The following is a 21,885-nucleotide window of genomic DNA, read 5'->3' as shown; positions in this document are numbered from 1 at the left end:
GTCTTGGGACTGTCTTGAGACTAGGGTGTATCAATGAATACCTACTTCCAGCAACTGAACTATGGCAAATATTAAGTCCGCCGTCAAACGAGTCAAAATCGCCGAACGTAACCGCTTGTACAACAAATCTTACAAGTCAGCGGTCAAAACTTTGATGAAGAAATATTTCGCTGCCGTAGACAAGTACGCCGCAGCTCCGAGCCCGGAATTAATGCAAGAAGTCCAGCAGCGAATGTCTGAGGCCTACAGCAAAATTGACAAAGCTGTCAAAAAAGGTGTACTCCACCGCAACAACGGCGCTCGCAAAAAGTCCCGCTTGGCAAGAACCCTCAAGCCGCACGAAACATCCTCGGTAGCATCTTAAGGAAGCAGAAAGTTCGGCAACGAAGCAGTGTACAAGATTGAAGGGATGGATGTTGAGGGAAGAAGTCAATCGATTTTCGATTTTCGATTTTCGATTTTCGATTGAAGCATTGACTTGCGCGAGATAAATACGTTCGGCAAGTTTCATCGGATACAGGTTTTTTATTTCTGAACGGATGAATCACGTGGCGGGTATCCTGGATGCTTGATTGTCAAGCGTGAAGCAGGAAGAAGGAAGAAAGAAGACGGAAGATTTTTCCCACACACTCTCTCCCACTCCCACTCCCCGACTCTCTCACTCCCCCCTCGCCCTATCCCACCAAGACTCTCCCGTATCACCTCTAATCTGCTTCCCCCATGCAGCTCATCGACACTCACGTTCATATCAACTTTGAGACCTATAAATCTGAGTTAGAAGCCATTCGAGAACGCTGGCGCGAAGCTGGTGTAGTTCGGCTGGTTCATTCTTGTGTAGAGCCAGAAGAGTTTGCCGGCATTCAAGCAATCGCCAATCAGTTTTCAGAAGTCTCGTTTGCGGTTGGACTTCACCCCCTAGATGCGGACAAGTGGAAAGACGAGACTGCGAGCCAGATTAGGGAATTAGCAAGTTCGGACTCTAGGGTAGTAGCGATCGGCGAAACCGGACTGGACTTTTATAAAGCTGACGATCGAGAACACCAGTTTAAAGTGTTTGAGGCACAGCTTGAAATCGCCCAGGAACTTGACAAACCAGTCATTATCCACTGTCGCGACGCCGCCGCCCCCATGGCCGAAATGCTGAGGAACTTTTGGCAAACACGCGGGCCAGTGCGCGGGGTCATGCACTGCTGGGGAGGCACACCCGAAGAAACCCAGTGGTTTTTAGACCTAGGTTTCTACATCAGTTTTAGCGGAACAGTCACCTTTAAAAAAGCCTTGCAAATACAAGAATCAGCTTGTATGGTAAATAGCGATCGCATCCTAGTCGAGACAGATTGCCCTTTTCTCGCCCCCGTACCCCAGCGGGGAAAACGCAACGAACCAGCCTATGTCTACTACGTAGCCGAGCAAGTTGCTAAATTGAGAGGAGTTTCTCTTTTAACTTTGTCCCAGCAGACAACCGAAAATGCCTGTCAGCTATTCGGCTTTTCTGTTTAAGCTGTTCTCCATTTAAATTGTGTGTCAAAAATCACTCAAATTATTGTGGGATGGGCTTCTAGCCCGTCCAGAATATGCAATTTAAACGCGCAACAGCTTAGTTATAGCAGAGCAGAGAAACGAGGAAAACAGGTTGATTTAGGAGCCAGCGATCGGGATAATCCCATTTCTATCCTGCCAGAAAAACCGGATTCATCCTTTATTGGAGATTCTTTTGGCGTTGCCTGTTGCGATCGGATTTGCGTCCTATAATAAAAAGAACCGACCGATCGGGCGTTGGCTTAGTATCCGATCCTGCGATGTCGCCCAGGAACTACCAACACAACGCGAGTACGCTAAACTTCGGGATAGGTCAAAACTTCAGGCAATACCTCAAACTTACACACTCAAACTTACACATCAGAAGAAACTTGGAACCTCAGCAATTTGGCAATAGCTGTCAAGTCAATTTTAGGAGTCAAAAGTGTAGGGAATTCACCCCGGGATACCACGAGATCAAAGCTAAAAGCATCTCGATCGAAACTAAAATCCGCACAAAAATACTGCGAGCCCCAAGCAATAATAACCGTTGCAGCAGTTGGCAGGCGATCGAAAACATCATATAAATTCTCTCACACAATCCATCAAAAAAACGCAACAAGGTAAAAAAGCCCAGCCTTGGCGCCATGTAAAAAGCTAGAGCCACTGCGGAAAAAGGACACCCATGACCACTAAAGATTACACAGAATTCGCCTTCACCTTGCCCGATTTGATCGAAATCCAGCGGGCAAGTTTTCGCTGGTTTCTAGAAGCCGGGCTGATCGAAGAACTCGACAGCTTCTCCCCGATTACAGACTACACGGGCAAGCTGGAACTCCACTTCATGGGCAAAGACTTCAAACTCAAGCGCCCCAAATATGATGTGGACGAAGCCAAGCGCCGGGACAGCACCTACTCGGTGCAAATGTACGTCCCCACCCGCCTGATTAACAAAGAAACAGGGGAAATCAAAGAACAAGAAGTCTTCATCGGCGACTTGCCCCTGATGACCGAGCGCGGCACATTCATCATCAACGGCGCGGAACGGGTGATTGTCAACCAAATCGTGCGTTCCCCCGGCGTGTACTACAAATCGGAAACCGACAAAAACGGTCGGCGTTCCTATAACGCCTCGCTCATCCCTAACCGGGGCGCGTGGCTCAAGTTCGAGACAGACAAAAACGATTTAGTCTGGGTCAGAATCGACAAAACCCGCAAACTATCGGCTCAGGTGCTGCTCAAAGCCCTCGGACTTACAGACGGCGAAATCTACGACTCACTCCGCCACCCGGAATACTTCCAAAAAACGATCGAGAAAGAAGGACAATTCGGCGAAGAAGAAGCTTTGATGGAACTCTACCGCAAACTACGTCCCGGTGAACCCCCCACCGTGGCGGGAGGCGAACAGCTCCTCAACTCGCGCTTTTTCGACCCCAAACGCTACGATTTGGGCCGAGTCGGCCGCTACAAACTCAACAAAAAATTGCGATTGACAGTCCCCGATACCACGCGGGTGCTGACATCGCAAGATATCTTGACGGCGATCGACTACTTAATTAACCTCGAATTCGACATCGGTTCCACCGACGACATCGACCACTTAGGCAACCGTCGCGTCCGCAGTGTCGGAGAACTGCTGCAAAACCAAGTCCGAGTCGGCCTCAACCGCTTAGAACGGATCATCCGCGAAAGAATGACCGTCTCGGATGCCGACTCCCTCAGCCCCGCCTCTCTGGTCAACCCCAAACCGCTGGTAGCAGCAATCAAGGAATTCTTCGGTTCCTCCCAGCTATCCCAGTTCATGGATCAAACCAACCCTCTGGCAGAACTGACTCACAAACGTCGGCTTTCCGCCTTGGGCCCTGGAGGTTTGACTCGCGAACGCGCCGGGTTTGCAGTGCGGGACATTCACCCGTCCCACTACGGCCGGATTTGCCCGATCGAAACACCAGAAGGCCCTAACGCCGGTCTGATCGGTTCCTTAGCAACCCACGCCCGAGTCAACCCTTACGGCTTCATCGAAACTCCTTTTTATCCAGTAGAAAAAGGACGGGTGCTGCGCGACAAAGCCCCTGTTTACATGACAGCCGACGAAGAAGACGATTTGCGCGTCGCCCCCGGAGACATCAGCCTCGACGAAAACAACAACCTCTTGGGCGAAACCGTAGCCGTCCGCTACCGCCAAGAATTCACTACCACCACTCCGATGCAGGTGGACTACATGGCGATTTCGCCCGTGCAAATCGTCTCCGTCGCGACATCGCTGATTCCGTTCTTGGAACACGACGACGCCAACCGAGCTCTGATGGGATCGAATATGCAGCGGCAAGCTGTGCCGCTACTGAAACCAGAACGGCCCCTCGTCGGTACGGGCTTGGAAGCTCAGGCGGCGCGAGATTCGGGGATGGTTGTGGTTTCCCGGATCGACGGCGAGGTGATTTACATCGACGCTACCCGGATTATTGTCAAACCCCTGGCTGTAGATGCCGAATCGAATTCCAGCGAAGAACATTTCCTGATTAAGGAATACGACGATCTCAAAGTCAAACAGCCCTCGGTTTGGAAGCAAAAATATGCTGGCTGCATCGAACACGAACTGCAAAAATATCAGCGTTCTAACCAGGATACTTGTTTAAACCAGCGTCCGCTGATTTATGAGGGCGATCGAGTCGTAGCAGGTCAAGTGCTCGCCGACGGTTCGTCCACCGAGGGGGCAGAACTCGCTCTGGGTCACAACATCCTCGTAGCTTATATGCCTTGGGAAGGCTACAACTACGAAGACGCGATGCTAATTAGCGAGCGTTTGGTGTACGAAGATGTCTACACTTCGATCCACATTGAAAAATACGAAATCGAAGCCCGCCAAACCAAACTCGGCCCCGAAGAAATCACCCGTGAAATTCCTAACGTCGGCGAAGACGCGCTGCGCCAGCTAGACGAACAAGGGATTATCCGCAAAGGTGCCTGGGTAGAAGCCAGCGACATCCTAGTGGGCAAAGTCACCCCCAAAGGCGAATCCGACCAACCGCCGGAAGAAAAATTGCTCAGAGCAATCTTCGGCGAAAAAGCCCGCGATGTGCGCGACAATTCCCTCCGCGTCCCTAACGGCGAAAAAGGCCGCGTGGTGGACGTGCGGGTGTTTACCCGCGAACAGGGCGACGAACTGCCCCCCGGCGCTAACATGGTCGTCCGTGTCTACGTAGCTCAAAAGCGGAAGATTCAAGTCGGCGACAAAATGGCCGGCCGCCACGGAAATAAGGGTATTGTGTCCCGGATTCTGCCGATGGAGGATATGCCTTATTTGCCCGACGGGACTCCGGTTGACATAGTGCTCAATCCCTTGGGCGTACCGTCGCGGATGAACGTAGGTCAGATTTTTGAGTGCTTGCTGGGATGGGCGGGCGAAAATCTGTCGATGCGGTTCAAGATGGTGCCTTTTGATGAAATGCACGGCGCTGAAAAGTCGCGGGAAACCGTACACGGCAAGCTACAGGAGGCACGCGAAAAAACCGGCAAGCCTTGGGTGTTTAACGAAAAGCACCCCGGCAAGACTATTGTCTACGATGGCCGAACTGGGGAACCGTTCGATCGCCCGATCACAGTCGGCATCGCCTATATGCTGAAGCTGGTTCACTTGGTAGATGATAAGATCCACGCCCGTAGCACAGGCCCTTACTCGCTGGTAACGCAGCAGCCTTTGGGCGGCAAAGCGCAGCAGGGGGGTCAGCGGTTCGGAGAAATGGAAGTCTGGGCGCTGGAAGCGTTCGGCGCCGCTTATACTTTGCAAGAGTTGCTGACTGTGAAGTCGGACGATATGCAGGGGCGGAATGAAGCGCTGAATGCGATCGTCAAAGGCAAAGCTATCCCGCGCCCCGGTACGCCGGAATCTTTCAAGGTGCTGATGCGGGAGTTGCAGTCTTTGTGCTTGGATATTGCTGTGCACAAGGTGAATACGTCCGACGAGGGCAGCGAGCACGTTGAGGTGGATTTGATGGCAGATGCTGGGGGCAAGCGATCGCCCTCCCGGCCTACTTACGAATCGCTTTCTCGTGACGAACTTGACGAGGATTAGGGATTTTAGATTTTAGATTTTAGATTTTAGATTGAAGAATTGTTTGACAGCATTCAATCTTACATCTCACCTCTAAAATCTAAAATCGAGAAGTCCCAATTAAAATGCCTCAGCAGTGGTACGAACACTGGTGAGGCGAATCAACGCTCTTAAGAGGAGAGACGCTGACATGACTATTGTAACAGTTGTCCCAGGAATAGAAGGAGAATTTGACCGGGCGACAGGCTGTATTAACTGGCAAGGGAGCAAGTTTGGCAACGGTTACGGGCGCAAGTGGCTCGATGGCAAAACGGTATTAGTCCACCGATTAGTCCTCGAATCAAAAATAGCAGGATTCCTTGGTTCCGGTTATTTTGCTTGCCACACCTGTGACAATCGAAGCTGCATCAACCCAGCACATCTCGTAGCGGGAACTGCGGCGGAAAATACCGGGCAGATGATCGAGCGCGATCGCAAAACTCCCAGACGGAAAAGTATTCCGGGTATTGGCATATTGTCGATCGAACAACTCCGGGAAATTCAGACTAAATATTTATCTGGAACAGTCAAAAACCACCTAGCAAAAGAGTATGGAGTACAACATGAAACTATTACTAAGATACTTCAGACAAATATTCCCGATAACTTCACTACAGTTTTGCCCGGTTTTTTAGGAGAAATTCAAGACAACGGCTGCATCATTTTTCAAGGCTCAAAGGACGGTCAAGGCTATGGCAGATACTGGAAAAATGGGAAATCGAAATCAGTTACTCGTGCTGTTTTAGCTGAGAAATTAGGATGTGAAATTCCGACTTCGATAGATGCTTGTCATACCTGCGACAATCCCAGTTGTATTAATCCAGAACACCTTTGGGGTGGTACTCGCACTCAAAATTCATTAGATGCTTCTAAGAAAGGACGCACTCAAGGCAAAAGTCATCCCCTTTCCAATGCCAAATTAGACTGGGAAAATGTGCGAGAAATTAGGCAAAAGCTAGCAGCCGGAAAGAGGATGAAGGATGTAGCACAGGAATACAGTGTCGACCGCAAAACCATACACGATATTAAGTATCACGTCACTTGGAAAGAAGAAGGTCAAGAGGTTCCAGTTCCCCGCATGGGTGGACATCTCGAACGCAAGCTAACTTTTGCTCAAGCTATTGAGATCCGAGAACGAATCCAAGCCGGAGAATCCCTTGCTAAAATAGCTCAGGAATTTGGAGTATCCAGAAATATCATTTCTGATATTAAAAGAAACATCACCTATAGAGGAGCGTAATATTGATTTGAGTTCAAAACGAAGCAAACAAAAAATATAAATTGCCAGCACTAATCGACAGTAAATAATCAATTGGAGTCAAAATGGCTAAAATAGAACAACGCTTTGATTACGTCAAGATAGGATTAGCTTCACCAGAAAGAATTCGACAGTGGGGAGAGAGAACTTTACCCAACGGTCAGATAACCGGTGAAGTGACAAAACCCGAAACAATAAATTACCGGACATTAAAACCTGAAATGGATGGCTTGTTTTGCGAGCGCATTTTTGGGCCTGCAAAAGATTGGGAATGTCATTGCGGGAAGTACAAACGAGTTCGCCATAGAGGCATTGTTTGCGAAAGATGCGGTGTTGAAGTCACTGAATCTCGCGTCCGCCGTCACCGGATGGGATTTATCAAATTAGCCGCTCCAGTAGCTCACGTTTGGTATCTCAAAGGCATTCCGAGTTACATGGCAATTCTGTTAGATATGCCGCTCCGAGATGTCGAACAAATCGTTTATTTCAATGCCTACGTTGTCCTAAATGCAGGTAATGCAGAGAAGCTGCAATACAAACAATTGCTTACGGAAGATGCTTGGCTGGAAATAGAAGACGAACTTTACAGCGAAGATTCCACACTCACAGGTGTAGAAGTGGGGATTGGTGCTGAAGCTTTGCAAGTTTTGCTGCAAAATATTCCGCTAGAAAGTGAAGCGGAAAAGTTGCGGGAAGATATTGCCAATGCTAAAGGTCAAAAACGGGCGAAGTTAATTAAACGTTTGCGGGTAATTGACAACTTCATCGCTACGGGATCTCAACCCGATTGGATGGTGCTCAATGTGATTCCGGTGATTCCCCCCGACTTGCGGCCGATGGTGCAGTTAGACGGCGGGCGTTTTGCAACCAGCGACCTCAACGACCTATATCGGAGAGTCATCAACCGGAATAATCGGTTAGCGAGACTGCAAGAAATTCTGGCGCCGGAGATTATCATCCGCAACGAAAAGCGGATGCTACAAGAAGCTGTGGATGCGCTGATTGACAACGGTCGCCGGGGCCGGACTGTGGTGGGCGCAAACAACCGCCCGCTGAAGTCGCTGTCGGACATCATTGAAGGGAAACAAGGGCGCTTCCGGCAAAACTTGCTGGGTAAACGGGTTGACTACTCCGGGCGTTCGGTGATTGTGGTGGGGCCGAAACTGAAGATTCATCAGTGCGGTTTGCCGAGGGAAATGGCGATCGAACTTTTCCAGCCTTTCGTCATCCACCGCCTGATCCGCCAAGGATTGGTCAACAACATCAAAGCTGCCAAAAAACTGATTCAGCGCAACGATCCTAGTGTTTGGGACGTGCTTCAGGAGGTGATTGAAGGACACCCGGTCATGCTGAACCGGGCGCCAACGCTGCACCGTTTGGGGATTCAAGCCTTTGAGCCGATTTTGGTAGACGGAAGGGCAATTCAGCTTCACCCGCTAGTCTGTCCGGCGTTTAACGCTGACTTTGACGGCGACCAAATGGCAGTGCACGTGCCTTTGTCTCTGGAATCTCAGGCGGAAGCGCGCTTGCTGATGCTGGCTTCTAACAACATTATGTCGCCGGCAACCGGAAGACCGATCGTTACTCCTTCTCAAGATATGGTGCTCGGTTGCTATTACTTAACAGCCGAAAATCCTGACGCTCAAAAAGGAGCCGGTCACTATTTCTCCAACCTCACCGACGCGGTTGTAGCTTACGAACAAGGAGTCGTTGACTTGCACTCCTATGTGTGGGTGAGGTTTCAAGGCGCTATCGAAAACATAGAACCTGAAGGAGAACCACTGAAGGTAGAACGCTCTACCGACGGTATCGTGACGAAAGAATACAAGTTCCGCCGAGTTCGGGAAGACGGAGACGGCAAGGTGCTCAATCAGTTCATTCGCACTACTCCGGGCCGGATTATTTATCACCAAACTATTGAGTCGGTGATAAATAATTAGGAGGTAATGGGTAAGGGTTGGTGGGTAATTACTGATAAGTAATCGCTAATAAATAATGGTGATTTAAGTTAGGAAATTTACCCATTACTGCTTACTAATTACTAATCAATACGGTTGGGTTAATGTTGGGTGGGTGAAATGTTGGGTGGGTGAAATGTTGGGTGGGTGAAATGTTGGGTGGGTGAAATGTTGGGTGGGTGAAATGTTGGGTTTCGTTCCTCAACCCAACCTACTTACTACTGCCCTCTGCCTCGCAGCAAGAGAGCCTCCTGCGTCAATACTCCAATTACCAATTACTACTACTACTACTACTACTCAGAAAAATGACAGAAAATAAGGAAATTGTTTTTCGCAATCGAGTTGTTGACAAAGGTCAGCTCAAAAAATTAATCTCTTGGTCTTTCATGCACTACGGAACTGCCCGTACAGCGCAAATGGCAGATAAACTCAAAGACTTGGGTTTCCGCTTTGCGACACGGGCCGGAGTTTCGATTAGCGTAGATGACTTGCAGGTGCCGCCATCAAAACGATCGCTCCTAGATGCAGCCGAAGAAGAAATCCGCATCACCGAACAAAAATACACCAGAGGCGAAATCACCGAAGTCGAACGGTTCCAAAAAGTAATCGACACCTGGAACAGCACCTCAGAAGACCTCAAAGACGAAGTAGTCAAAAACTTCCGAGCCACAGACCCCCTAAACTCCGTCTACATGATGGCCTTCTCCGGGGCGCGGGGAAACATTTCTCAAGTGCGGCAGCTAGTCGGAATGCGCGGATTGATGGCAGACCCGCAGGGGGAAATTATTGACTTGCCAATTAAAACCAACTTCCGCGAAGGACTCACCGTCACCGAATACATTATTTCTTCCTACGGCGCGCGCAAAGGCTTAGTAGATACAGCCTTGCGGACAGCAGACTCTGGCTATCTTACTCGCCGTTTGGTGGATGTGTCCCAGGATGTAATTGTGCGCGAAGTAGACTGCGGCACCCAGCGGGGAATTCGAGTCCGGCCGATGACCGACGGAGCAACAGTGCTGATTCCCCTCAAGGACAGGCTGCTAGGGCGCGTGTTGGCGAGGGATGCGGTGCACCCCAAAACGGGGGAAATCGTGACTTACGGCAGCGAAAAAGCCGTCCGAAATCAGCCAATTACCGATGAGTTGGCAACGGAAATTGGTAAAGCTGGGGTAGCAGAAGTGTATTTACGATCGCCCCTGACTTGTGAATCGACTCGATCGGTTTGTCAGCACTGCTACGGCTGGAGTCTGGCCCACTTGAAAATGGTGGACATGGGAGAAGCGATCGGGATTATTGCAGCTCAGTCGATCGGCGAACCCGGAACCCAGCTCACCATGCGTACCTTCCACACCGGCGGCGTATTCACCGGAGAAGTCGCCAAACAAGAACGCGCCCCCTTCCCCGGCGTAGTGAAATTCAAGAACTTGCGTACTCGCTCCTTCCGCACCAGACACGGCGAAGAAGCACTGGTAGCCGAAAACAACGGCAAACTCGTATTTGAAGGCGACGGATTTGAAGAAGGAAAATCCGGCGCCAAAAATCAAAAACTGAAAATCGAATTAGCGATCGTCCAAGGTTCGACTCTGATGGTCAAAGACGGACAGCGCGCCATTCCCGGTCAAGTTTTGGCAGAAGTGCCGATCGTCGGTCGCGCCGCCCGCAAAACTACGGAAAAAGTGACTACAGACGTGGCTTCCGACTTAGCCGGAGAAGCCAAATTTGCTGATTTGGTGCCAGAAGAAAAAACCGACCGCCAAGGGAACACAACCCGCACAGCCAGCAAAGGCGGGCTGATTTGGATTCTCTCAGGAGAAGTCTACAACTTGCCCCCCGGCGCAGAACCAGCCGTGAAAAATGGCGATCGCATTCCGGCCGAAAGCGTGATTGCCGAAACCAAACTCGTCTCCGAACACGGTGGCGTAGTCCGCATCGCTGACCCCAGAGAAATCGAAATAATCACCGCCCAAGTCCTGCTCGACCAAGCAGTCGTGCGGGCCGAAAGTGCAGGCGGCCGCGACCACTACACGATCGAAACATCTTCCAAGCAGCGGTTTTCCCTGAAGACTGCTCCTGGGAGCAAAGTCATCAACGGAGAAGTCGTCGCCGAACTGCTCGACGACAGCTACCGCACAGCTACAGGGGGCATTGTCAAGTACGGCGGGGTGGAAGTCCACAAGCGCGGCAAAGCTAAACTTGGCTACGAAGTCGTCAAAGGCGGCACTCTGCTCTGGATACCGGAAGAGTGCCACGAAGTCAATAAAGACATTTCTCTGCTGCTGGTGGAAGATGGCCAGTACGTAGAGGCCGGTACAGAAGTCGTTAAGGATATTTTCTGCCAAACCAGCGGGGCAGTGGAAATCACTCAGAAAAATGACATCCTGCGGGAAATTGTGATCAAGCCGGGCACACTCCATGTAGTTGACCGCCCGCCGCTAACTTTCGGGGAAGGTCAAATCGTCAATGCCGGTCAAGAGATTTCCCCAGGCTTGATTGCCGAAGAATTGGGCTATGCCGAATATATCGAAACTCCCGAAGGCCCCGCTTTGCTGCTGCGGCCGGTGGTGGAGTTCCCGGTGCCGGATAAGCCACCAGTGCCTTCTCAGACAGCGCTGAATGAGTCGATCTCTTTGAAAGCAGTGCAGCGACTCCCTTATAAGGATGGGGAGCGCGTCAAATCTGTCGAGGGATTGGAACTGCTGCGGACTCAGCTTATTTTGGAAATTGGTTCGGGAGCTCCGCAACTGGCGGCGGATATTGAGCTGCTGCCGGATGAGGATGATGCTATGGCTTTTGGGGCGGACGGTTCGGGCCCGGCTTGGGGTTCGCCTGAAGACGTTAGTGCGTCGCAAGAGTTGGCGATGCCCCTGGCCGATGGGGGCGATCGAGTTTCCAAGACTTTCCGCTTGCAGCTAGTCATTTTGGAATCGCTAGTCATTCGGCGGGATGTGTCTGCTGATCCGACTCAGGGCAGCACTCACACGCGGCTGTTGGTGGAGGATGGGCAGTCGATCGCGCCCGGGGCAGTAGTCGCCCGCACGGAGATTCTCTGCAAAGAAGCGGGTATCGTCCGGGGCATCCGCGAGGGGCATGGCGAACCAGTGCGCCGACTGTTGGTGATGCGAGATGCGGATTCTATTTCGATCTCTGTGGCGAGTACGCCGGATGTGAGTCCGGGTCAACTGCTGGTGGCTGGTACCGAAATAGCTCCGGGAGTTGTTCTCGAAGAGTCCGGCCAAGTTGTGAAGGTTGTACCTGCGTCGGAGACAGAATCGGCGAAACTCTTGCTCAGGGTGGCTCGTCCTTACCGGGTTTCGGCCGGTGCGGTGCTGCACGTAGACGACGGCGATTTGGTGCAGCGGGGTGACAATTTGGTGATTCTGGTGTTTGAGCGGGCAAAGACTGGGGATATCATTCAGGGTTTGCCACGGATTGAGGAACTTCTTGAAGGGCGGAAGCCGAAGGAAGCTTGTATTTTAGCCAAGCGGCCGGGGACGGCTCGCGTGGTTACGGATGACGATGTTGTGGAACTTGCGGTGATTGAGGATGATGGCCGGATTGAGGAGTATCCTTTGTTGCCTGGTCAAAACCCGATCGTTTCCGACGGACAGCGCGTCGGCGTCGCCGAAGCTTTGACCGACGGGCCTGCTAATCCTCACGAAATTCTGGAGGTGTTCTTCCACGTACTCAAAGAGCGGCAGTCTACTTTTGAGGCTGCCTTGGAGAGTTTCCAACAGGTGCAGACGTTTTTGGTGAATGAGGTGCAGTCGGTTTATCAGTCTCAGGGCGTGGATATTTCTGATAAGCACATTGAGGTGATTGTCCGCCAGATGACCAACAAAGTCAGGATGGAGGATGGTGGCGATACTACTATGCTCCCCGGTGAGTTGGTAGAATTGCGGCAGGTTGAGCAGGTGAATGAGGCGATGTCAATTACTGGTGGAGCGCCGGCGGATTATACTCCGGTGTTGCTGGGGATTACTAAGGCTTCGCTGAATACTGATAGCTTTATTTCTGCTGCTTCGTTCCAGGAGACGACGCGGGTGTTGACTGAAGCTGCGATCGAGGGTAAGTCTGACTGGCTGCGGGGGCTGAAGGAAAATGTGATTATCGGCCGCCTGATTCCTGCGGGTACTGGGTTCAATGCCTATGAGGATGCTGGGGTCCAGGATGCGGGTTTTGATGGTGCTGTGTTTGATGACGACATCCACGATTTACAGGAGGATGTGGTACTTGACGATCGATCGGCGCGCCGTGCTTATACGATCGAGAGCGGTTATGAGATCGGGCGCCCGTCCGATCTTGAGCCTGATGAGGATTTTGAGGAAGTTGAGGTTGATGAGGACGATTTTGTCGCTGAGACTGAGGATGATACTTTGGGCCCGGATGTTGACGATGATGATGATATCGGTTTTGACTTCGATGAGGACGAAGAGTAATCATAGTTTTGAGATTGCATGAATGAGTGAACAGCGTTGCGCTCGCTGAGGATAATTTGGTTCCTCGCCGCAACGCACACTTCGATTTCACTCGTCATAAAAATCTCAATTTTTTCCTCACAAATTACAAGTCCGAACTCATAGCATTGTGCTTTCTTGACATCGACAGGAAGAAGGAAGAAGGAAGATTCAGAGTTTAAGCAAACTTTGTAATTCTAGAGTTTTAATTGTTTGTTGATTCAAACAAACAATTCTTTCTTCTTTCTTCCTTTTTCCTTCTTCCTTCTTATTCCTTCTTCATGTATGGTTCACTCAATCAGGCAGCAAAGCCTTGATTTGATTCACAAACTCTTGATGGTCTACCACAGGTTTAGAGATGTAACCGTCGGCACCGCTTAGATCCAGAAATGTTTCTTTATCACCAGCCATCGCGTGAGCAGTCACCAAAATAATCGGCAGCCAGGCCGTTTGCGGGTCAGCTTTGAGCAGTTGAGTAATCTTAATGCCGTCAACAGATTTGCCCTGGTACACGCTGCGCGAAAGAGACACATCCATTAAAATCAAATCAGCTTCGCGGTTGGCAGCAATCTGCATCACCTCTTCAACATTTTCCGTGTGTTTCACGGCTAAGCCCCCCCGCTTAGTCAGAATTTTGGAAAAAACCCGAGCATTAACCAAATCGTCCTCTACAATCAGAACGGTTTTCATAAATAAATATGGGAAGTATAGAAACTTTGTGACTTTAGTCCAAAGAGGAACACGACACGGGGACTACATTCCCCGTCAAAAATGCAGAGTTTTTAGCGCCATCAGCCGGGAACCCTGCAAAACCCGTATGTATATCCTTGAGCCACTAGCTGTCAGAGGGTTTACAGATGCCTAGAAGCATCCAGTACCATCATTTAGACTACTATACACAGACAGTTTAGTTCTTTTTTATAACTAGACCTGACAGTGGTGAGAGTCTCAAGATTCTCAGGTAGCAGGTTTATAGTACAATCCTGGACGCATGGACGACGCCTCGCAACCAGGTTTTTGCTAGTTGTGGCGGGCTATAACGAACTATTGCTATGAAAAAACCCGGTTTCTGACTACCCGTGCGTCCAGGAATTATAGTATCCTCTCTTTCGCTCAAGCCTCCGGCTTCTACCATTTTAGATTTTAGATTTTAAATTTTAAATTTTAGATTTTAGATGGGAACTGATAGACTGGGTATGGGTTGGGATCACGGGCCTACAGTTGCATTATTTTTTGAACTGGTATTAGAGTCGGGAATGTATGATAATTATTTTCCTTCCTCCTCATTAGAATCAAGCCATGTTTATTCACATCCTCCCCTCGCCACCGCATTCGGAATAGCGAATCTAGCGGGGATTGTTGGAGATTCCTAATACTCAGTTTTAACCCCTCAAAACGGCTGAAAATATCGACGCTTGCGTTCATCAAGGGGATGTCAGACTAGGAGATATCGCCAGGAGAGCTTTTGACTGATGAATTCATCAATATCGGCATTTTTGACACTCTCAGCGAGTCAGGGCCACGCTCTATGGTTGAATAAGCCCAAAACTTGGACTTCCCTCATCAGAAAAAATGGGTAGAAACCCCGTGCTAGAAGCACGGCTTTATATTTTTGATTTACTACCGCCTTGGGATTGGTTAACGGGAGTGTACTTTTGTATTGCACTTTCAACGGGACAATTACCGCTTCCAATCTTCCAATCCTGTACGCATAGTATTTTGCACGGGTTGTGCCTCCCATGAATGGGGTAATGTTAGCTTCGACAATGTTTCGAGAGCTTGTTAGACCTGCAACACTGTTCCAGTGACCTTAGAACTGTTTAATTGCAGATGACAGAGCAGGGGACTAGCTACGCATCCACAGGGTGTCGTGACTCTCAAAACGTAGGCAATTAAGCCTTAGTCTGGTCAGTACGGCTTGCCAGATTTCTCTTGCAAGCCCCGTGTCTTTAGACCGGGGTTACTGACAGTCCAGTCGCCTCTACACGATCAGAACAAGTGCCAGTACCACAGGTATTCCAATTCCGCTTACTTTTCTTTTGTAATACTTTCGGAGTCCATCACGCTTGCCAAAATACGATAAGCTCGATCGTCAACCATTGCTGCTTGATCCACGCTACGGCTGTACCGAGACGAGCTCAATCCAGGGTTTCTCCTGAATAAAATATTTCTTCGTGTAGATGGTTATTCCTAATTGCAATTAAATTCTATCATAGATTGACGGGGACTCCAGTCCCTCGTGACCGAAAGCATCGAGGATACAAGCCCCCGGATTCATCCGTCCAGAAATAAAAAACCTGTATCCGATCAAGGAGCCCCCGAATTTATCTCGCGCAAGTCAATGCTTCAATCTAAAATCTAAAATCTAAAATCTAAAATCGATTGACGCTTTCCTAGGAAGAGCTACAGCCTCACTACGTTCTGAGTTTCTGGCATTCCGTGTTCTCCTGTCTATTTACATTCTGCCGTGAGAAGGTAAATAGACAGGTAGGCGCAAATGAAGGCAACATAGAGGTTAGGGTAAGAGTGGAGAGTAAGAGGCAAGTGTTGCCCGTCTTCGGGACTCTGATTCTGCTTTCACAAGTTAAGTTTATTTTTATTCTTCAACTGGGCGGTTGGGTCGAACTTTCGGTTCGCCTGCGGCAAAGGCTTTTCAATCGAGACAGGGAACCTCGGCATTATTGACAGAGGCTGTTTTCACTCAGGAATTAACGGACACAAGGACTCATGGCTAAACAACTCAACCTACTTTCCGGGCAAGTAATTTCTACGCCTCTGCACGCCGAGATGCAGCAATCGTACCTCGAATATGCCATGAGTGTGATCGTCGGGCGAGCTTTGCCTGATGTCCGCGACGGTTTAAAACCAGTTCACCGTCGAATTTTATATGCGATGCACGAACTAGGTCTGACGCCAGACCGACCTTACCGTAAGTGCGCCCGGGTAGTTGGAGATGTTTTGGGAAAATATCACCCCCACGGCGACCAATCGGTTTACGACGCTCTGGTACGCATGGTTCAGGAGTTTTCGAGCCGCTATCCTTTACTGGCGGGTCACGGCAATTTCGGTTCGGTGGACAATGATCCGGCGGCTGCTATGCGGTATACGGAAACGAGGCTAGCACCGATCGCCCACGAAGCTATGCTAACCCAAGTCGGTGACGCAACTGTTGATTTTACTGGTAACTTTGACAATTCGCAGCAGGAACCGACGGCGCTGCCTGCTCAGTTGCCGTTTCTGTTACTCAACGGCTGTACGGGCATTGCTGTGGGGATGGCAACTAATATCCCGCCACACAATTTGGGGGAGGTGGTAGACGGTTTAATTGCTTTGATTGAAAACCCGGAACTATCCGATGAGAAGTTGATAGAACTGATTCCAGGCCCGGATTTTCCAACCGGAGGGGAAATCGTCGCTACAGAGGGCATTGTTGACGCCTACACTAAGGGTCGAGGCAGCATTGCGGTCAGGGGTGTGGCCGGGGTGGAAGAAGTGCCAGGTAATCGCAAGGTGCGTACTAAAACGGCGATCGTGGTGACGGAGTTTCCGTTTCAGGTAAATAAGGCGGCTTGGATTGAAAAGGTGGCGGAGTTGGTCAATGCTGGCCGCCTCGACGGTATTTCTGATTTGCGTGACGAGAGCGATCGCGAAGGGATTCGAGTGGTGATTGAACTCAAGCGGGAATTTACTCCAGAAGCGGTTCTCGCTCGTCTTTACCAACAAACTGACCTGCAAACAAATTTTGGGGCGATTTTGCTGGCAATTGTCAACGGTCAACCGCGACAGTTGACGCTGAGACAATTGTTGCAGGAATTTCTGGATTTCCGGGAAGTGACTCTTACCCGCCGCTACAATTACGAGTTGCAGGCTGCGGAACGCCGGTGTCACATTGTCGAAGGCTTAATGTTGGCTTTGACAAATCTCGATACAGCGATCGACATTCTCAGAAATTCTCCTGACGGCTCTACTGCTAAGCAAACTTTGCAAGTTCGCCTCAATTTGAGCGAAAGTCAAGCTGATGCGATTTTGGCGATGCCTATGCGTAGGCTGACTGGTTTGGAAAGGCAAAATTTGCAGTCTGAGTTTGATGAGTTGATGGCTAATATTCAAGAATTGCAGCGGTTGTTGAGCGACAGACGCGAACTTTTGAAGGCTTTAAAGAAGGAATTTCGATCGCTCAAACGCAAGTACGCTGACCCCCGCCGCACTAAATTCGCCAATGGAACTGCACGCGCAGCAAACGCCGAACCACAATTTTCGGGTAAGAAAAATTCTGGGGTCAAGCAGTTGTCGCCGGCAACGATTCAGCCTAACTTATTGCCGGTTCTAGAGGCAGAGGAAACTATTGTTGAATTTTCCCACAAGCAGTACGTGCGACGCTTGCCGACTGGGGAAAAGCCACGCTCGAAAAGTCGCGAAAAATCGGTTTCAGCTTTAGAAAAAAATGAAGATTTTATTGTGACGGCAAATCTGACGAAAACCGATCGCACTTTGGTCGTCTTAACTCCTAACGGCAAAGCTTACCCGCTGAAAGTGGCCGATATTCCTAGTAGTAGCGCCAAAGACCGGGGAACGCCCATCGTTAGTTTGTTGTCGCCGAGTGCTACTAAAGACAGTGCCGGTCGCGCTTTGTCGGAAATCACAGTTGCACACTTTATTTTGCCGGAAAATTCGGAGGCGGCGGATTTAGTAACTCTGACTCAGCAAGGAAAAATTAAGCGCTTGGCAATGCAGGAATTTGCTGATTTGACTAATCGCGGCGTTACTGTTGTTAAACTCAAGGAGGACGATCGGCTGCGCTGTGCGAGTCTGGCTAAAGTCGGCGAGCAAGTGGCGATCGCAACTTCAGGAGGCCGAGTCCTCCGGTTTGAGATCGATGATGAACAACTGCCGCCAATGGGCCGCGCGGCCCAGGGTTCTCAAGTAACCAGGTTGCGGAAGCAGGAACAGTTGGTGGGCTGCATCACTCTCGACCCGAACGACAGTCTGGTGCTATTTTCCGAGTTGGGTTGGGCAAAACGAATGCCTGCAGGTTCTGTCAGACTTACTAACCGCGGCGAAATTGGCACTCAAGCTTTTCGTTTCTCAGAGCCTAAAGATGCTTTAGTTGGCTTGCTGCAGGCTGTTCCGGGTACGGATGTCAAACTTTTTACTAATTCTGGCCGCCTGCTGCGATCGACTATTGATGCTATAGCTTTTTGGGGGAAAGATGCTGCGGGCGATCGAGTTTTTGACCTCAATCCGGGTGAAAAAATTATCAAAGTTATCAGCAGTCAGTAGTCAATAGTCATTAGTCATGGGTCATTGGTAATGGGGAATTATTCTTCTTGCAGGACTTCTTAAGCCTTGTTCCCAGGCTCTGCCTGGGAATACATACCCGGAGGCTCTGCCTCCAATTCCCCAATCTAAAATCTAAAATCTAAAATCTAAAATTGTTTAATGGCGCAAGTTGTATTAGAAAATATCTACAAAAGCTTTCCGCTCCGCCCAGGAGAACAGGAAAAAGAAGCAAACACTGTCGCAGAAAGTGTCTCGCCTATAGCCGATCGCCCTGCGTCTAACAGCGTTTTGCGGCGCATTAACCTGACGGTCGAAGACGGGGAGTTCATGGTGCTGGTGGGCCCTTCTGGCTGCGGAAAAAGCACTTTGCTGCGATCGATCGCCGGTTTGGAAGTTTTGACTGCAGGCAATATTTGGGTGGGCGATCGGCTCCTTAACGATTTGCCTCCTAAAGACCGAGATATCGCTATGGTATTTCAAAATTATGCTCTCTATCCTCACTTAACAGTTTACGATAATCTCGCCTTTGGATTGCGCCGATCGGAAAGGGAGAAGGAAGAAGGAAGAAGGAAGAAGGAAGAGGGAAGAAGGAAGAGGGAAGAAGGGATAAGGGGGAAAACACAAGGAGAAGAAGGAAGCATCCAGAAGATAGAAAAAATCAGGAATAAGGTAGAAGAGGTTATTAACGATTTAGCTTCTAATTCTTTTAAAAATCCTCTAACTTATCCTTTGTTTGAGGACTTTTTGGTAGGAGCTACTCGCAAGTTGCCTCCAGGTTTGCGCTATTTGTCGGAACGGGAAAAGGCTGTAGGAAAACGAGTGCGGGAGGTAGCTGAATTATTGCAAATAGAATCTCTTTTAAATCGCTTGCCAAAACAACTTTCGGGAGGGCAAAAGCAGCGGGTAGCTTTGGGTAGGGCGATGGCTCGAAATCCTGAAGTTTTTTTGATGGACGAACCGCTATCGAATCTGGATGCGAAATTGAGGGCCCAAACGAGATCGCAAATTGTGCAGTTGCAGCGACAGTTGGGAACTACAACTATTTATGTAACTCACGACCAAACTGAGGCGATGACTATGGGCGATCGGATTGCTATTATGAAGGTCGGCCAGATTCAGCAAGTAGCTCAACCTCTAGAGCTTTACAACAAGCCGGCTAATCTGTTTGTGGCTGAGTTTATCGGTTCTCCGCCGATGAATTTCTTGTTGGTGGAATTTAGTGCCCCGTTGTTGATTTCTCACCCGCAATTTCGCTTTACTTTACCCGATATTTGGGCAAAAAGTCTACAACAATATGACGGGCGAGGGCTGATTTTGGGCATTCGGCCGGAACATCTGAGCATTAACCCTCCGGCTACCAAAAATCTTTCGGTACAAGTGGAAATTGTAGAGGCTTTGGGACACGAAACTTATTTGGGGGTTTGTTTGACGGACGCTCCAGCGGTGCGGATGCAAGTGCGGGTTCCTCCTGAGCGATCGATCAGAGTTGGCGAAGAGCTTTGGTTGGCTATCGCCCATGACAAGATTCACTTGTTCGACCCTGATACCGAGCTGGCTATTTTTCCTCGTTAGGCAAAATCCTCAAGGTCGATCGACCGTTGTGACCGATATCACTAATCACAAGCTTGCATTTTTATCAAAGAATGTTATATTTATTTACATAAGCCTTACAAAAGTTAACGAAAGGAGTTCGCACTATGCAAGAACAAAAACGCAATGCTTGGAACTGGGGCTTCACAGAAGGCGCCGAAAATTGGAACGGTCGTTTGGCGATGATTGGTTTCTCTGCCGCTGTCATCATCGAATTGGTTTCCGGTCAAGGTCTCCTTCACTTTTGGGGCGTGATGTAATTTTCTAGTTAAGACTTTTTTGACAATGCAAAGCTTGGGAGTTCCGTTACGGACTGCTTTGTAAAACTTATCTAAACTTGTCTAAACACATTTTTAGACACAATTTGGAGCTTACTTCCTACGCTGTTGGGTAGACGGCTAATCCCAAGATAAGTAGGCTATCCCCCTCAAGCCGAGGGTTCCCAATTTAAAATGTTCAGGCTCGCGTTAAAATCACGATCCAAAGATATGCCACAAGCAGGACAGTCAAAAGTCCGAACGCTTAGTGGCATATCTTTTTTTATGCCACAATTAGAACAAGTCTTAGTGCTAGAAAACCACTGGTCTACCAACACTAAGCTAGCTCCATACATTTGGCACTTGTAGTCGAGTTGACGTTTAAATTCGTAGAAGCCGAGGTCAGATATTGCCCCTGCTAACTTATGATTCGCCATCATTCCTTGAACGTTCAAGTTTTCAATCTTAATTAGCTTGAAAGTTTTAGCTAAATAAGTTGTCAACTTGTGGAGAAAATCTAAACGAATGCGAGCTATCCCTGCATGGAGTTGACTAATTTTATTGTAGGTTTTGCGCTGGTTTTGAGAGCCTCTTACCTGCTTAGAGGCTTTGCGTTGTAAAGTGGCAAGCTTGGTTTTCGCTTGCTTTAAGGGTTTTGGTGCATTAAATACCTGCTGAGTTGATAGCGTGGCAAAAGAATTAATGCCGACATCAATTCCTACCGAACTTTCAGACTGCTGAACAGGTAGACGCTCAGCATCAACGCAGAATGAGACAAACCAACGACTTCCTTCTTTTGAAATCGTGAAAGTTTGAGAGATGAAGCTACACTCTAAGGGTTCAAAAAGTCGAAAAGTTCCCAACGTAGGAATCTTAATAGTGCTGCCAGCGGTTAGCAAAACTTTGCCGTTAGACGAATCAACTGTAAAAGATTGACCGTCTCGGCGACTAGCGAATCTTGGATGACCTGCTTGGACAGAGCGATACCGACTAAACGCCTCTTTTAGATCGATTAAGGCATTTTGGTAAACTCGGCTAGACAACTGGTTCATCCAGCCGAATTCAGGCTGCTTCTTGACGTAGTTGGTGAGAACTTTTTTGACTTCCTTGAGCACCTTCGAGTCTGTAAATTGTCCCTCGCCATACATTTGAGTCCGCAAGCTTAACCCAAAGTTGAATACTACGCGCCGGAATCCTGCGTGTTTTGCCATCAAAGTCGCTTCCTTGTTATTTAATTTGAGCGCTCGTTTGACGGCAAACATAAAACTTCCTCAAGGGTGATTAACTATGGATAAGTTTAGAAAACTGTTTGGCACTTAAGTCTTGCTCCCTAAATTTTGGCAGCGCGATTTGGGCCACAAATAGCCAATTGCTCCCTGCAGTTAGCAGCACAAAATTTAACAGCTATAGATCAAACCGGGTCGGGGGGTTCCCCCCCCAAAAGAGTGATTATCACTCTTTCGGGTGATGCTAGCAAATT

General features: G+C 49.2%; 13 protein-coding genes. 10 read left to right on the top strand and 3 right to left on the bottom strand.

Translation table 11 applies throughout. From position 1 onward, the window contains the following. The first annotated feature begins 61 nt into the window (after window positions 1-61). The 7 genes from rpsT (at window position 62) to QUB26_RS13635 (ending at window position 13,260) form a co-directional block, all read left to right on the top strand. Window positions 62-364 carry a 30S ribosomal protein S20 gene (gene rpsT, locus QUB26_RS13665; protein WP_333066838.1) on the top strand — a complete coding sequence of 101 codons (303 nt, stop codon included), beginning with the start codon at window positions 62-64 and terminating at the stop codon, window positions 362-364. A 356-nt stretch (window positions 365-720) separates the two neighbouring features. Further along, on the top strand, window positions 721-1,500 hold the full coding sequence (locus QUB26_RS13660; RefSeq protein ID WP_333238082.1) for a TatD family hydrolase: 780 nt from the start codon (window positions 721-723) through the stop codon (window positions 1,498-1,500). Between the two features lie 21 nt (window positions 1,501-1,521). Further along, window positions 1,522-1,752: a hypothetical protein gene (locus tag QUB26_RS13655; protein ID WP_333238080.1), complete on the top strand. Its 231-nt coding sequence runs from the start codon at window positions 1,522-1,524 to the stop codon at window positions 1,750-1,752. A gap of 451 nt (window positions 1,753-2,203) precedes the next feature. Then, entirely contained in the window at window positions 2,204-5,590 is a 3,387-nt protein-coding gene (rpoB, locus tag QUB26_RS13650) for a DNA-directed RNA polymerase subunit beta (RefSeq protein WP_333054817.1), read from the top strand. A 169-nt stretch (window positions 5,591-5,759) separates the two neighbouring features. After that, entirely contained in the window at window positions 5,760-6,848 is a 1,089-nt protein-coding gene (locus QUB26_RS13645; RefSeq protein ID WP_333238078.1) for an HNH endonuclease, read from the top strand. A gap of 83 nt (window positions 6,849-6,931) precedes the next feature. After that, window positions 6,932-8,806 (top strand): DNA-directed RNA polymerase subunit gamma, encoded by a 1,875-nt coding sequence (locus tag QUB26_RS13640; protein WP_333054814.1) that lies wholly within the window; start codon window positions 6,932-6,934, stop codon window positions 8,804-8,806. Window positions 8,807-9,129: 323 nt separating this feature from the next. Beyond that, on the top strand, window positions 9,130-13,260 hold the full coding sequence (locus QUB26_RS13635; protein WP_333238075.1) for a DNA-directed RNA polymerase subunit beta'': 4,131 nt from the start codon (window positions 9,130-9,132) through the stop codon (window positions 13,258-13,260). 312 nt (window positions 13,261-13,572) lie between these two features. Here QUB26_RS13635 and QUB26_RS13630 read toward each other — a convergent pair whose 3' ends face one another. Further along, window positions 13,573-13,968, bottom strand: a complete 396-nt coding sequence (locus tag QUB26_RS13630) for a response regulator (protein ID WP_333238071.1) — start codon at window positions 13,966-13,968, stop codon at window positions 13,573-13,575. Between the two features lie 280 nt (window positions 13,969-14,248). Beyond that, the gene (locus tag QUB26_RS13625; protein WP_333302439.1) at window positions 14,249-14,413 is read right to left on the bottom strand and encodes a hypothetical protein; all 165 of its coding nucleotides are present in this window, start codon (window positions 14,411-14,413) and stop codon (window positions 14,249-14,251) included. A gap of 1,592 nt (window positions 14,414-16,005) precedes the next feature. On the opposite strand from QUB26_RS13625, the gene gyrA reads away from it, so the two are divergent. The 3 genes from gyrA to QUB26_RS13610 all read left to right on the top strand — a co-directional run bounded on the left by gyrA (window position 16,006) and on the right by QUB26_RS13610 (window position 20,408). Further along, window positions 16,006-18,558: a DNA topoisomerase (ATP-hydrolyzing) subunit A gene (gene gyrA, locus QUB26_RS13620; RefSeq protein WP_333318421.1), complete on the top strand. Its 2,553-nt coding sequence runs from the start codon at window positions 16,006-16,008 to the stop codon at window positions 18,556-18,558. A gap of 159 nt (window positions 18,559-18,717) precedes the next feature. Then, window positions 18,718-20,130 carry an ATP-binding cassette domain-containing protein gene (locus QUB26_RS13615; RefSeq protein ID WP_333318418.1) on the top strand — a complete coding sequence of 471 codons (1,413 nt, stop codon included), beginning with the start codon at window positions 18,718-18,720 and terminating at the stop codon, window positions 20,128-20,130. Between the two features lie 125 nt (window positions 20,131-20,255). Continuing rightward, the gene (locus QUB26_RS13610) at window positions 20,256-20,408 is read left to right on the top strand and encodes a chlorophyll A-B binding protein (RefSeq protein WP_333178327.1); all 153 of its coding nucleotides are present in this window, start codon (window positions 20,256-20,258) and stop codon (window positions 20,406-20,408) included. 167 nt (window positions 20,409-20,575) lie between these two features. On the opposite strand, the gene QUB26_RS13605 is transcribed toward QUB26_RS13610, so the two are convergent. Further along, window positions 20,576-21,667 (bottom strand): RNA-guided endonuclease TnpB family protein, encoded by a 1,092-nt coding sequence (locus QUB26_RS13605; RefSeq protein WP_333238063.1) that lies wholly within the window; start codon window positions 21,665-21,667, stop codon window positions 20,576-20,578. Window positions 21,668-21,885: the final 218 nt, after the last annotated feature.

Origin of the sequence: Microcoleus sp. B4-C1 (assembly GCF_036705285.1) — a bacterium.
Lineage (GTDB): Bacteria > Cyanobacteriota > Cyanobacteriia > Cyanobacteriales > Microcoleaceae > Microcoleus.
Note: the sequence above shows the minus strand (reverse complement) of the source record. Positions and strands in the feature narration are given on the sequence as shown.